This is a genomic window from Lishizhenia tianjinensis, assembly GCF_900116425.1.
Lineage (GTDB): Bacteria > Bacteroidota > Bacteroidia > Flavobacteriales_D > Crocinitomicaceae > Lishizhenia > Lishizhenia tianjinensis.
Genome location: NZ_FPAS01000003.1, coordinates 177,453 through 192,414 on the forward strand (window position 1 = coordinate 177,453; position 14,962 = coordinate 192,414).

The window sequence follows — 14,962 nt, forward strand, 5'->3', positions numbered from 1 at the left end:
ATGAACTTTAAAATCTTAATACTCTTAGTACTGTGTTTTGCAAGTACATCTTATAGTCAGCAAAACGTAGATGTCTTTTTGATAGCGCGAAATACAGGAGAAAAAATATTAGCAAACAACGACACCATAAGAACCTTTGGATTTGCCAATTCTCTGGGCGTGCATCCTACGGTACCTGGTCCAACAATTATTGCCAACGAAGGAGACTCCGTTCATATCGATCTATGGAATGTATCTCAAGGAGCGCCGCACACCATACACTTGCATGGTTTAGACGTTGATCAGCAAAACGACGGTGTACCTCACCTCTCTTTTTCTATTGAACACATGGACCATGGTTACTACCATTTCAAGGCGCCTCATGCTGGAACTTATTTATACCACTGTCATGTTGCGTCTACCATACACGTACAAGCTGGTATGTACGGTTTAATCATTATCAAACCTTCAGACGGAAGTAATACAACATGGAATGGCGGTCACCCCTACACCAATGAACACTCTTATTTCCTTTCAGAAATAGACACTCTGTGGCATACGGATAGTGTGTTGATGCATGATCACGACCCCAATTTAACGATACACACCGTTGAGATACCGAAATACGACCCTCAATTCTTTTTGGTTAATGGATTATCAGATCATCAACTCATAGATTCTACGGTGGAATTTGTAAGTGCTGTAAATCAAATGGACTACATCCGTTTAGCTAATATTGGTTATTATGGAACACGCGTTATTTTACCTACTGGGTTAAATGCAAGAATTGTAGCTTCGGATGGAAGGCCTTTGCCTACGGAAGAAATTTCGGATACAGTTGTTTTATACCCTGGCGAACGTTTTGGTGTTCTTACAGAACCCGATATGGAATTTCAGAGTCAAATTATATACGAGTACTTTGACCTTAACACCATGACTGTAAGAGGAACACAAGTAGTTCCTGTAATTGTAAGTGGATTTGCCAACACAACCACTTTAAGCACGGCTCCAGATGCTGTAAAGGTATACCCTAATCCCTTCAATGCTTTCACAACGGTTGAATTTGAACTGGAAGAAGCTTCAAAAACAAGGGTGCGTATGTTTGACATACACGGAAAATTGATTGATGAAATTCCTTTTAAACTTTATGAAAAAGGAACAAATACCCTAACAATAGGTGATAAATTAACCCACAAAGGCACCTACATAATACAGGTGACTATACAAGGCAAAGGAGACACCTTCCAACGAATTATAAAAATGTAAATACGCGGAATAGCCAAAAGTCCTTCCTAACGGAGGGACTTTTTTTTTAGCGTAAATTTTGGGCATAAAAAAACCCCGATGATATCTCATCGGGGTTTCTTTTGGGTCAAGCATGGGGCTTGGGTCGAACATTTTAGAAGATTTTGAACTGGATATTTCAAGCTCTCATGTAATACAGGATTACGAACATATTTTGAGATTGATTAAGGGAGGGAATTTGAACGGCTAGAAATATTTATTAGGATATTTTTTACTCAAATAAATAATTTATCATATCTTTGTTAGTAAACACTAACTAACAGAATTATGAAAAACATATTTAGGATAGCAGTAATAGGTTTAACATTAATGACTATTAGCTGTACAAATCAAACAGAATCTAAGGAAAACCCTGAATCAGTTAAGAATACTTATAATATAGAATTGGCAAACAATGAGAAATGGGAAGTCAACAAAGAAATGATGGTTCATATTAAAAATATGGAATCGGATATAGAAGCTGTATCAAACCAATCCAGTCCAAACTATGAGGAACTTGGATCTAAGTTGGATGAGAATATTGGTCTTCTAACATCAAATTGCGCAATGACAGGAAAAGCGCATGATGAACTTCATAAATGGCTACTTCCTTTTATTGATTTGGTAAAAGAACTCAATGCAGCAGATTCAAAAGAAGATCAAAAGCAATCTTTTGAAGCAATACAAGAATCAATGAATGAATTTAATACGTATTTCAAATGAATATAAAAGATAAGCACTCAGAAAAAGTCGTTTCTGCATACCCTTTATTCAAAGGAGTTGAAGGAAGCGCAACTGCAATACAAATCAAAAAAGGAGAACAGCTTAAAGAACATATTACTAAAACGGAGGCTTTTTTAATTTGTGTAAGTGGTTCAGCTCGATTTGAAAATGAGAAAGGAGAAACACATGATCTTACAAGTGGTGATAGTGTTTTAATTGAAGCAATGGTAAAGCATTGGGTGGATGGAATGGAAACCAGTCAATTGGTATTATTGAAATAAAATTTTTTGCGTTATGAAGTTAGTAATTACTAACGTGTTGATTTTATTATTAAGTAGTATAAATCTATACGGACAAACATGGACACTAGAGCAATGTATTGATAGCGCTTTTGCGAACAATCAGAAAATTGCCATTGCTGAGAATACTCAAGAATTATCAGCTCTGAAACATAAGGAAGTTAAATCCAATCTTTTACCAAAGCTTAGTATTAATGGTGAGTATAAATACTTCATTGAACTCCCTTATCAGCTAATGCCATTATCGGTTTTCGGTGGACCTGAGGGACAATTTAAAGAAGCTCAATTTGGAGTACCTCATAACATCAATGCAAATGTGTTGTTACAAGTTCCTATTTATTCATCAGGACTGATGGGCAACATTAATAAGTTGGAAACTTCTCAAAAAATAGTAGAGTTAGAAGTCCAAAAGACGTATGACCAAATTTATTTTGAAGTCTCAAACATTTATCGAAATGCTCAGCTATTAAAGAGCCAAATGGTTTTTATTGATTCGACCATTTCAAATACAGAACGAGTTAAGAAAAACATTGAATTACTAGCCGAACAAAAGTTAGCGAATCAAAATGATGTGAAGAAGTTGGAGTTAAAAGTATCCACACTCCAGTCGTATCAAGCCAATCTGGATGTCAAATTACAGCAAATCTATAATGCACTTCAATTGCTTACAGGAAGTGCTTCAACTATTGAGGTAGAGGACAATATATTAATGATTGACCTTATGCAGTATGAAGACAATGGAAATAAAGACATAGAAATCATTCAATTGCAACAAGATATTATCAATATAGATCTAAAGTCACTGAAACAGTCTAAATACATACCAGAGGTTGGATTTGTAGCAACATACGGAACCCAAGGTTTTGGATATGATCAAAGTCCCAATCAGTTTCTAAACTTTTATCCCATTGGATATGCTGGAATAAGATTCACTTATCCAATATTCAATGGAACTGTTACGAATAAGAAGATAGATCAAAAGAACTTAGAGTTGGAAAACTTAAAGTTAAAGGAGGAATTAACTAAAGATGCACAACAAGTTGAAATTGAAAATGCTGTTTTGCAATTAGAAAATGCCTTTAATAATGTTAAGCTAAGCGAACAACAAGTCGATCTGGCTCAGTCTATTTATGAGCAGGAGGAAAAGAAGCACAAACAAGGACTTATTTCTGTGAATGATTTAATGATCGCTCAAAACGAGCTGATTCAGAATCAGCAAAACTATCTCCAAAGTATAGCCGAGTTCCTAGCGGCTGATTTAGAACTGAAAAAATTAACTAACAACATTTCAAACAGATAATCATGAAAAGAATCATAAGCATATTAATAATTGTGGGCTTGCTTGCCATAGTTGTTATCCAATTAGCACAAAACAAAAAAGAAGCAGAAAATCGAGTTTACCAATATGATAAAGAAGCTCCAGTAAAAGTATTTGGTGAAGTAATAAAAGATAAAAGCGAAACACAAAACAAGACTTTTCGTGGTTTGTTTGAATCTATGAATGAAGTAAAAGTGAGTGCTGATATACAAGGTAAAATCACACATATCTTTGTGGAAGAAGGTCAAAAAGTATCCAAGGGACAAGCCTTACTGAAAATGGACGACCAAATGCTTCAATTGCAATTGAATGTTCTTGAAACCAAATTAGATGGTCTAAAAAAAGATGAATCACGTTATCTGACTTTATCCAATGAAGATGCCGTTCCTGCTATCACTTTAGAAAAAACGCAAAATGCAATTGCTACCATTGAAGCTGAGAAGAAAACAATCCTTGAACAAATCAATAAATCAACTGTTCGTGCGCCATTTAATGGAGTGGTCTCTATGAAGTTTTGTGAAGTGGGTGGATTTGCTGCACCTACCGTTCCTTTGTTTGAACTAATCAATCAAACTGAATTAAAGTTTGTAATTAATGTTCCCGAAGAAGACCTCTATTTGTTTACAGAGAATCAACATTACTCTGTAACAACAGGTATATCTCCTAAATCTATTTCGGCAAGTTTAAACCAAGTAAGCAGTAAAGGTGGCATTGGAAACAGTTTCAAAGTTGAGTTTGCATTGGACAATTCTACTGGAATTAAACCAAAAATGAATGGTGAGTTAAAATTCGTTACCAATCAAAGCTCGAATGATGCATTAACTATATCCTCAAAGGCTATTATTGGATCTGAATCAAATCCAGAAATATATGTTGTATCCAATGGCAAAGCGGTTAGAACGCCAATTTCAATTCTATCAAGAAACGGAGATTATCTATCTGTTAATGGTGAGATCAAAAAAGGAGATACGATTGTAACAGGAGGATTTATCAATCTTTTTGATAACGCCAATGTAATTGTGAACCAATAATCTAAATGTCATGAATATTACCGAAATTTCGATAAAGAGACCCTCCCTGATTATTGTGCTTTTCAGTGTGTTTATCCTTTTAGGATACATTGGGTTTAAAAATTTGAGTTATGAGCTAATGCCCGATTTTAACCAACCAGTAGTGGTAATTAAAACGGTCTATCCGGGTGCAGAACCTCAAGAAGTGGAAACGTCTGTGTCTCGCAAAATTGAAGATGCACTTTCTAACCTTGAAGGAGTTGATTATTTGGTAACAAAATCATTGCCCAATGCTTCCGTCATTATTGCCAATTTGGAGTATGGAACTGATTTGGACAAGACCATGCAAGATGCTCAGAGATACATTGATAACATCAGTAAAGATTTGCCTGATGATGTTCTAAGTCCAGAAATGAGTAAGGTTTCTCCAAACGACTTGCCTATTATGTCAATTAGTGCAACCAGTGATTTGCCTGCAACCGAATTCTATCAAAAAATGCAGGATGAATACTTACCTCAAATTCAACAAATAAAAGGAGTTGCGGAATTAACGATACTAGGTGGTGAAGAAAGAGAGATACAGGTACTAGTAGATGAAAACAAATTGGAATACTACAATATTCCAATGCTTCAAATAGTCGAAGCGATCAATAGATCTGGTTTGGATATTCCAGTAGGTAAAATTGAAAACGGAAGTCAATCCAACTCTGTTAAAGTATCATCCAAGTACAATACATTAGAAGACATAGAGAATATTCAGGTAGCCATTTTTCCTCCAAGCACTTCTATTTACATTAAGGATTTGGCAGTTGTAAAAGATGGAATTAAAGAAATTACTTCTGTCAGTCGATACAATGGTAAAAATGGTATAGGAATTCTACTCAAAAAACAAGGTGATGCCAATGCAGTTGACGTATCAACAAAGGTGAAAGAGAAATTAAAATGGATTGAAGATCAAAACAAGGAAAGTAATGTCAAATTCATTGTGGCAGATGATAGTACAGACAATACCATTGCTGCGGTAAATTCGGTTGTTGTGGATTTAATTATGGCTGTGTTATTGGTGTCTCTAGTTATGCTTTTATTCTTGCGTAGTTTTAGAAACTCCTTGATCGTATTGGTTGCTATTCCTACCTCTTTGGTAACCGCTTTTGCAGTAATGTGGATGCTTGGTTACACACTGAATCTAATGACACTTTTAGCCATGTCCTTAATCATTGGGATTTTGGTAGATGATGCAACCGTAGTATTAGAAAATATCCAACGTCACCTTGATATGGGGAAAGATAAACGAACAGCATCAATGGATGGACGTATGGAAATTGGTTTTTCAGCCTTATCTATTACTCTAGTTGACATCGTGGTTTTCCTGCCGATTCTCTTTTTGCAAGTATTCGTAGCTGATATGCTCAAACAATTCTCGGTAGTTGTGATAACTTCAACCCTCACCAGTTTATTGGTTGGGTTTACCTTAACCCCTTGGATGGCTTCCAGAATTGGAAAATCAGAAGACTTAAAGCCTACCAATTTCTTTAATAAGTTCTTGATTTGGTTTGAAGTTCAACTAGATAATTTTACCAATTGGTACGGAAACCAGTTAAAATGGGTACTGAATCATAAACTCATTTTTACAGGAATACTTTTGGCATTGTTTGCTCTTACAGGAGTGATGTTGAAACAGAATATCATTGGAAAAGAATTGATCGCAACAGGTGATCAAGGAAAATTCCGTCTATCTCTTGAATACGATAAAACGACTTCATTAAAACAGAATAACATTGTTTCTTATCAAGTTGAGCAGTTTTTGTTAAGTCAACCCGATATTTCAACAGTATTTAGTAATGTTGGAGGTCCAAGTACAGGAATTGGAAGCTTGGGAGTTGGTTCACCAAATATTACAGAATTCACCATTCAACTGAAGCCAAAAGAAGATCGAGATTTTCAACCAACAGAGACTTACATGAAGGATCTTAGAGTTGAGCTTCAAAATCAGTTTACAGGAATTAATTTCTCCATGGCAGGATTAGGTTTAATTCCACGCTCTGCGCCTATTGAATTAACCATTAGTGGAGCTAGTTTTGAAGAAGTTCTGAAAGTATCGACCAATTTACAAAATGCCATACAAGAGATTCCTGGAGCAGATAATGTGCAATTGTCCGTAGAAAATGGCGCACCAGAATACCGAGTTATTCCAGATGATATATTAATGCAGAAATACGGCTTAACAGCAGCTTATGTTGGAATGAGTATTAGAAATGCACTAACTGGAAATGATGATGCAGTTTTGACCCAAGAAGGGACAGAATATCCAATAAGAATCTATTTTGATGAGTTCAATCGAAACGATTATGACGATCTGAAAAACATGACCATCATTAATCCTAAGGGAATTCCAATTAAGGTTTCTCAGTTTGCAGATGTGGTACAAGAAGAATCGCCATCATTATTAGAGAGAAAAGACAGACAGCCTGCTGTAACGATAACGGCAGATGCGTTAGGACGTCCTTCAGGAAGTGTAGCGGATGATGTTTTAGCATATATCAATGAAAATCCTTTACCAGAGGGAATGCAAATGACTTGGGGAAGTGACATTAAAAGACAGAACGATAGTTTTGGTGCTTTAGGTTCTGTTCTTTTGATTTCATTTATTCTTATTTACCTCATTATGGTTGCACTGTATGATAGCTTCATTTATCCATTTGTGGTATTGTTTTCTATTCCAGTTGCAGTTATTGGAGCTTTCTTAGCATTGAATCTTTCGCAAAGTCACTTAAGTTTATTTGCGCTATTAGGAATGATTATGTTGATGGGATTGGTGGTGAAAAATGCCATTTTAATAGTCGATTTTACCAATCAACTAAAGGCACAAGGAATGCATTACAAGGATGCACTAATTGAAGCAGGAAAAGGTCGTATGCGTCCCATTTTAATGACAAGTATTTCTATGATTGTAGGGATGTTACCAATTGCCATGGCGCAAGGTACAGCAAGTGAATGGAAAAATGGATTAGCTTGGGTAATAATTGGAGGAGTAACATCATCACTTATATTAACAGTTTACTTAGTTCCAGTTGTGTACTATGTAGTTGATTCAATTAAAGAACGCTTTACAAGTAAAAAAACACTTGCAAAACAGTAATAAGTTAATCGCACTAACTTACCTTTGTATTATGGAGTACACGTCACGACAAATAGAGATAATCAATGCAGCAACCGAACTAATTAATCAGGGAGGAATTCAACAACTAACCACCAAAGCACTAGCTGAAAAAATGGGGTTTAGTGAACCTGCAATTTATCGTCACTTCAAAAATAAGACGGATATTTTATCGTCCGTCTTGAATTACTTTGGAATGGGGTTGAAAACAAAGATGACCGAATTGATTCAAAGTGAAGATAAAGGGATAGAAAAGTTAAAACAGATCATTGATTTTCAGTTTGAACATTTCTCTAATCATCCTGCAATTGTCATGGTTATTTTCGCAGAAACTAGTTTTCAGTATGAAGAGAAATTGTCAAGTGCAGTTCACAACATACTAACTAATAAAAAAGAGAGAGTTGTAAGCATTATTCAACAAGGACAGAAGGATGGTTCTATCCGCTCAGATGTTAATCCGAATCAACTTGCTTCAATATTCATGGGTAGTATGCGTTTCACAATACTACAATGGAGATTAAACAACTACTCTAATGACTTGAAAAAAGAAGGTGTATTGCTTTGGGACACATTGGAAAAATTAATTTCATAGTATTTGAACAAGTGGGGTGTCGAACTTTCAAAAACATCTAGAACCCCTTTAAAAATCAATGGTTCACTAGGAATTACTGCAATTTTATTTAAAAGATAAAAACAACAAAAAAGCCTTGAATCACTAATGAATTCAAGGCTTTTCGCATTTATCGGGTCAAACATAGGGTTTGGGTCGAACTTTTCCAAAGAATTTGAAGAGTTAATTTCAAGCTCCCATGTAATGCAGGATTACGAACATATTTTGAGATTGATTAAGGGAGGAAATATTAGTATATAGGGATTTTAGATTTATAATTTATTTTTGTAGAACAAAATTGAATATCAATACTTTGAGACCTAACCCGAAACAAGATATTAGACTGATTAATTTCGTTTCAGATTTTTCCAATTCTGGAAAATCAATAATTCATTTCGCAGCAAAGTATAGCTTAATGATCAATGATTGTGAAATGTTTCTTCAACAAACCTATGATCAGTACCTACATAAATCCATGTATAATTCGTTTACAGAGAGTCAGAGGAAGGAATTTGAATTCTTGGTGAAGAAATATAATATACGGAGGTCAGAGCTATACGCTCAAATGTAAACCTCCTTCAGTCATAAAATCTATTCTGGTGTGCTGATTAATAATTTTTTTCCTGCAATTTCCTTTCTTGCTTTTTCGATCAACGAGATATTACCAAACAGGAACGTCACGCCATACCAATAAACGATTGTAATAGCAAAAATCACTAGTAACAGTGGAATAATATAAAAAGCACTCAAATTATAGACTAAAATTAAGGTAAATGAAGCGTGGGTAAAAACACACAACCACTTCACAATCCCTTTCATCATGACTTCAAGTTCATCTTCATCCATTTCTATTCTGTCATCAAAATCCGAATGTTCCAACAGTCCAAGCTCAATCGGTAAACCAAAAATTAGAACAAATAATTTTTTTATCTCACTGATATCTTTTAAATCTTCTCTAGTCTTAGGTTCGTTTATGGCGGTCAAAACCTTTCGCTTAATTCTACTAAATAACAGCTTCTTAAATAGTAAAAAGACAGCCCAATAGAAGAAAATCTTTACAACGAATTGAAAACCTAGGAATGTATATATGTATAGCTTCTCATTGAGTTCCCAAAATTCCTTGAAAAATTGAAATTGATTTGTGAACTCAAACAGATAAAATGTCATTGAAGTTATCAAAGACAATGAAATCAACTGATACAACCAATCAGTTGGTAAAGTATTGAATAGTTTTCTTATTGCTGTCATATATTAGTGTGTTTTATTTCAGGAGCTAACCAGATTCCGTATTTTTTCCATTCTCCATAAAAATGACACCATTCTGTTATCCAAGGTATCATCCTATGCAAGGGTACTATTCCCAAAAAAGGTTTGTCAATTTTTGGGTGATACAAACAAAGAGTAGAATCACCATATACATGGATGTCATCATGATACTTTATTTGATGATTAGTAATTTCAATTCTATCCATTCTGTTTGGGAAGAAAGGTGAATATAACAGCTTGATACAATACTTTATCCCATTGACAACAATGCTACCAGAACCTTTCAAAAGTTTACCTTTGATTTCTACATTTAGCCAATCATAATTTTTTCTAATGATTGATGCTTCTACCTCTAAATGGATAAAATAGAACTTTTTCATATCAGTTAAAGTACGCTCCTCCATAATTGTGATGAGCTGTGTTTTTGACTCCATAATCTTTATTTACATTACCAACTCTATCAGTTTTTGCTTCATTATTTAAAATTAAACCTGAAGCCAAAGCAGCCTTGTTTTTGGAAAACTTACTCAACTCCTTTAATTGTGCCTGAATAGAACTCTTGTATAGCTTTTCTCCAAAAAGACTTACATACTTTTCTCCGCTCTTTTCAAAATTTTTCTTGAGATATTCCCATTTAGCATAGAGGTCTTCAATAAATGAGTAAAAGCTTCTATAATTATCATCAGTCCATGAATCAGTGAAATCCTCTTTATCGTCCACAGGATTGTAAATTTTAAATCTCTTGCCATCTTCTAAGGCTTTGTTGTAGCTGGATTTAATTTTGGCTAAGCAACTATCAATTGTTTCATATATTGTTTCTTCTTTACCATAAAATCTGCCCATCAAAGTAGTGATCACAATACTTGAAACTCGATTTTCTCTATCTTGAAAATAAATATCCCTGTATCTTTTAACCAATTGCACAGATCTTTGAAGTGGTGTCTTCTCATAGAACTGGGTGTCAGGAAGTGGTTCAGCATCAACGTCAGCCTTTATAAAGGAATTGGAAAATGATTTTGAAAAAGATTCAAGTAAAAATCCATTTTCCAATTTTGATTTATCTAAAAACCAATTTCCATATCCTTTAGGATTACCTGATGACCAGTCTTTTAGTTTTTTTTCAGGAATAGCAATTCGTTCTCTATTATCAACTTCAGCCATACATCCTGGTAAAATATCGATATGAAAATCATTCTTAAAATCAAGTCTTACGCATCTGTCTTTTTTCTTTAAAATAGTTTTGTAATATGGATCTTGCTCAAGTACTCTGACTAGCGCATTATAGATTTTAACGGGATCATACTTGTTATACAAATCGTAGATATGAAGAACAGCGTCTAAATCAAAGTCTTCACGATTAATTGGTTTAACAGTAGTATGAATTCTTATTGATCCTTGAGCGTATAATTCCAGTTCAAGGTCTTTAAAAAAGATTTCATCTTTCTTCAATACTTCAAGAACTTTACCATAGGCTTGCTCCATCCTTTCTTTTCTTGACTGATCCAACTCAAGTTCATGGGCTATTCTAGCTAGGAGCTCTTCTCTTTGTAATTCGTAATTATCAAATATATCTAACATGATTAATGGGGTTTTAAATAACGAGCATGGTAGCCCAATTGATATTCTATTTTATTGATATTGAACAGTTCTTTGTCCAAGTCACTTTCTTCTACAAAAGCATATTTATCTGTGATTTCCGCTTGTTCTAACAAGTCGATAACAGCTTGTTCTTGCTCTGAAGAGAAGTTTATCGTGAACACATCATAAATCAGAAATTGTTTGATTTCTTGCCCTTTTCTAAATATCAAAGATTCCTCTATGCTGTAGAGGAACTCAGGTTTTATATGTTCAAAAATATTTTTGGGTAAAATTCCAGTTGAAAGCAATTCTTCACAGAACTCCCTCCATACATCAACCTCACGATTTTCCTTTTTATAGAACCATTTTCTAATTTCAGGTATGAATTTTCTCTTGACTTTAAATCTTAAATCATCAGAATTACATCTATCATTCGAAGTTTCTTTTGCTCCCCATTTCCTCCATTTGTCTGTAATTGATGGAAATCTTTTATAAACACCCCCTACAGGTTGATACTGGTTAGTAATCTTATTACTTTTTACCATCAAATACTTATTGTCCCCTTTAATCTTAATCTTGAACAGGTAACTAAGTGAAACATATATCTCATCATTCTTTTTAAAATGACACTTCAGAGCTAATAATAAAGCCCCTCTATTTTCACTAATAAAGTTCAGAATAAAGCCGCCCGTAGCAAACGGGAACCCAATCAAAAGATCATGAATTATTTCATGGTGCTCAGTAGTTCGCCAATTGGTTTCATAAAAATATAACCCAATTATGGAGAGAATAAAAGCTATTAAAGAGAAGTAGAGTTTTATCATTCGTTTATTTGTAGCATTAATATTATTTCATGTTACAAATAAACAAGGAGATGACGCCCCCTATGTTCGTGATCAAAAAAAGTTTAAATCATTTAATATTTCTCTAGTGTGTTTTGTAGTAATTCCTTGATTCTTAAACGAAGAGATTCGGGAGATAAGACACGAACATTGTCTCCGTAGCTCAATATTTTGGAATGAAGTTCATGAAAAGGAATAACTTTTATTTTTAAAATAATCTTTCCGTCTTTTTCCTCTACAAATTCTTGTGATTTATGAATAGGAGCAGTTAGCAAATATCTACCTCTCCAATCAACAAATTCAAGCAGAACGTCTTCAACATCACCTTCAGGAACAGCGATACCAAATGCATGATCATAATATTCATCGGCATTAAAGCTCGACACATCTTCACAATTGTTATTAGTCACTTTAAATTCCTTAATTCTATCCAAGGCAAAGGTGGTTACATAGTCTTTACCTTCTCGTTTTGCCAGTAAATACCATAGGTGATCATATTCCTTGAGAAGTATTGGTGTTACCGTATGTTTTTTTGAATCTGTTGAATTATGCTTCTGATAAATGAATTCAAATTTTTTATTGGCATCAAAACCCGAAATTATTTCAGGAATGAGATCACTTCCCTGAAATTTTGGGAAATTCTCGGGTTGTATTTTGATCCTATCTGTAACTTCATTTTGACTCGATTTAATCTTTACCGCATCAACTATTTTGTCAATTGCATTCGTAAAGTCTTTAAAGATGTCAAAATCTCTATACTGTTGAAGAGTTTTTGCGTAGAATGTTAAAGCATTAATTTCTTCTTCTATTAAATCTAAAGACGGAAAGATTTCTGCCACATTTTCGGGGTAGAAATAGGCTTTTTTTGAATTATCATATTCAATGGGAGCAGAAAAATCTGTTTCAAGTACCAGAATATCTTTATTAATAGTTCTAGCACTAACTTCCAAATCATGTTGATCCCATAATTTCTCAACTATATCTGCCGTTTTGACAAAATCTTTATTTCTAAGTAAGGTGTCAATTACTCTGTAGCGTATGAAAGCATTCTTATTAATCGGCATAGGCTATGATGTTATTTCTTTAAAATGTTCGTATATCATGACCATTGCTAGAGTGTCCAGCTCACAATACTTTAATAGGGCTTTTTTCAACTCCAAACGTTCTTCATCATTCATATCTGTATATTGAAGTTTGCCGTAAGCTGTTAGAGCAGCACCTCCATTGTCAACTCCTTCCAGTTCAGATATAGTTGAATCTAATTGATCTTCTGTCCAACCTTCGTATAGAGATGGTAACTTCTTGTAGGGACTTACTACTTCACCACCTCGGATGTCCAACCAAATATGGTTGCTATCAAAATTCTTGCTGTCTAGGTTAATTTGACCGATTGGCTTTGAATATTTTTCTTTTAAAAAGGAGCTTGAGTTAAGGGCAGCGGGCAAAACTTGTTTAATTGAATTCGAACCTTTGGTTAATGGATTATAGTAATACTTCTTTACAATATCGCACAGATCAACCATGTCTCTTTCTCCAATCCATTTAATTGTTGAATCGGATTTTGAATGAGAAATCTCCTGAATGAATTTTTGTAGTTCTTCTTTATCTGATTCGTTGCTTTCCGATAGTTGCTGATAAATAGCGTTTACAATACTATTTTCGTGTGTGGCAAATTTGAATATGGTTCCCTTGTCATTACTTAAATTATCTCGCAAAGCTCGAATGAATTCAAAGTTTGGGAATTTACCTGCTTCAAAACAAATGTATTCGGATGCGTGTCGAATTTCCCCGCTTTCATCAATTGTATGGTGTGAAAATTGAAATGCAATTTGTTCATACGGTTTTCTGCCTTTATGGAATGGTAAAGCAACTGTACTTGTTTCAAAGTCTATAAAATGTAACGGATATTTCCAAGTATCCATTTGTTCTCTAAGCTCTTCTTTCAAAAGATAAATTGAATTATCCTTTTGAACTGCTTTTTCAATCTGAATCCATTGTCTTTCTGATGATGAAATTTCGCCTGCTTTTGGTTTAATTTCTACATCATCTTCAGATAGATCTTCTAAAAAAATCTTGTCTGAATTTTCAAACAATTTCTTTCCCTTTCTGAAGTTCCATACTTCAAAGGTCATAGGCTTACTAAAGTCCTTTTTAGTTAACCCTTTTTGCTCGCTCCAACATTCTTCAAAGCCAGATTTCAAACCTCTTTCTTTCTCTTCATCTGTACATTGAAACTCACATGATTTACAAGAAAAGCTAACTGGATAGTTTAACTTCTTATCCTTGGCGTAAAAATCAGCTAGTATTTCAACACTTTCCAAAAAATCCATTTCTGGTAGATACCTGTGCTTTCCATTTTGAATTGCAGAAACTATGTCCGTAATATCTTTTCTGCCTAAAACGCTTTCTCCAATCTCTACGATTGAGCTGATTTTCTTAATTATCCCTGTTCTGTTTCCTGAATCTTTGGAAATTCTAAATAATTGATTTAACCCATCAATTTTGGCTTCTTTTCTTTTGTTAGCCATCATCAAGTAACTCTTGATAATCCAATCTGGATTCGATTGTTGCATGACATAGTGCTGAAATGCAACATCAAATAAATATGCTTTCCATGAGCCAACTAACGCACCTCTTTTACCAACAAATAAATGCTCGTCCAAAGGATCGTATGACTTGGCTTTAACCTCGATTAGTTCTATTTCATTACCCTTTTTAATTAAAATATCAACCCTGATAAATAGGTTGTTGAATTTAAAAGCAGGTTCATATATCACTACATTCTCCAGTTTTAGAAGTTCGTTGGTTTGTTCAACTAGTAAGTCATAGTTCCAATCATTTCCTTCTATTAAATGACCATCTGGATATTCCATTCTCGCCAATTCCTCAACCTGAA

The 14,962-nt window shown here is 34.2% G+C and carries 13 protein-coding genes; 7 read left to right on the forward strand and 6 right to left on the reverse strand.

Features of this window, described 5'->3' with window-relative positions; translation table 11 throughout:
- From BM327_RS10520 to BM327_RS10550, 7 genes are all read left to right on the forward strand, one after another.
- Complete coding sequence (locus BM327_RS10520) at positions 1–1,245, forward strand: multicopper oxidase domain-containing protein (protein ID WP_090249221.1); 1,245 nt, start codon at positions 1–3, stop codon at positions 1,243–1,245.
- A 306-nt stretch (positions 1,246–1,551) separates the two neighbouring features.
- Positions 1,552–1,986, forward strand: a complete 435-nt coding sequence (locus BM327_RS10525; RefSeq protein ID WP_090249222.1) for a hypothetical protein — start codon at positions 1,552–1,554, stop codon at positions 1,984–1,986.
- Positions 1,983–2,267: a cupin domain-containing protein gene (locus BM327_RS10530; protein ID WP_090249224.1), complete on the forward strand. Its 285-nt coding sequence runs from the start codon at positions 1,983–1,985 to the stop codon at positions 2,265–2,267. Before BM327_RS10525 ends, BM327_RS10530 begins: the two co-directional genes overlap by 4 nt.
- 13 nt (positions 2,268–2,280) lie before the next feature.
- Positions 2,281–3,585, forward strand: coding sequence for a TolC family protein (locus tag BM327_RS10535; RefSeq protein ID WP_090249227.1), 1,305 nt, complete (start codon positions 2,281–2,283; stop codon positions 3,583–3,585).
- Positions 3,586–3,587: 2 nt separating this feature from the next.
- Complete coding sequence (locus BM327_RS10540) at positions 3,588–4,634, forward strand: efflux RND transporter periplasmic adaptor subunit (protein ID WP_090249229.1); 1,047 nt, start codon at positions 3,588–3,590, stop codon at positions 4,632–4,634.
- A gap of 10 nt (positions 4,635–4,644) precedes the next feature.
- Positions 4,645–7,752, forward strand: a complete 3,108-nt coding sequence (locus tag BM327_RS10545; protein WP_090249231.1) for an efflux RND transporter permease subunit — start codon at positions 4,645–4,647, stop codon at positions 7,750–7,752.
- Positions 7,753–7,783: 31 nt separating this feature from the next.
- On the forward strand, positions 7,784–8,362 hold the full coding sequence (locus tag BM327_RS10550; protein ID WP_090249232.1) for a TetR/AcrR family transcriptional regulator: 579 nt from the start codon (positions 7,784–7,786) through the stop codon (positions 8,360–8,362).
- 609 nt (positions 8,363–8,971) lie between these two features.
- Here the strand turns inward: BM327_RS10550 and BM327_RS10560 are convergent.
- The 6 genes from BM327_RS10560 to BM327_RS10585 form a co-directional block, all read right to left on the reverse strand.
- A complete protein-coding gene (locus BM327_RS10560) occupies positions 8,972–9,628 on the reverse strand; it encodes a hypothetical protein (protein WP_139230335.1) in 657 nt (218 codons plus the stop codon).
- Complete coding sequence (locus BM327_RS10565) at positions 9,625–10,080, reverse strand: type II CBASS E2 protein (RefSeq protein ID WP_139230336.1); 456 nt, start codon at positions 10,078–10,080, stop codon at positions 9,625–9,627. Before BM327_RS10565 ends, BM327_RS10560 begins: the two co-directional genes overlap by 4 nt.
- A complete protein-coding gene (locus tag BM327_RS10570; protein WP_090249241.1) occupies positions 10,028–11,224 on the reverse strand; it encodes a nucleotidyltransferase domain-containing protein in 1,197 nt (398 codons plus the stop codon). The genes BM327_RS10565 and BM327_RS10570 overlap by 53 nt, the downstream gene beginning before the upstream one ends.
- 2 nt (positions 11,225–11,226) lie before the next feature.
- The gene (locus BM327_RS10575; RefSeq protein WP_090249243.1) at positions 11,227–12,048 is read right to left on the reverse strand and encodes an SMODS-associated NUDIX domain-containing protein; all 822 of its coding nucleotides are present in this window, start codon (positions 12,046–12,048) and stop codon (positions 11,227–11,229) included.
- A gap of 92 nt (positions 12,049–12,140) precedes the next feature.
- Positions 12,141–13,130, reverse strand: coding sequence for a helix-turn-helix transcriptional regulator (locus tag BM327_RS10580; RefSeq protein ID WP_090249245.1), 990 nt, complete (start codon positions 13,128–13,130; stop codon positions 12,141–12,143).
- A 3-nt stretch (positions 13,131–13,133) separates the two neighbouring features.
- A complete protein-coding gene (locus BM327_RS10585; protein WP_244526213.1) occupies positions 13,134–14,939 on the reverse strand; it encodes a DUF2779 domain-containing protein in 1,806 nt (601 codons plus the stop codon).
- Between the last annotated feature and the right edge of the window lie 23 nt (positions 14,940–14,962).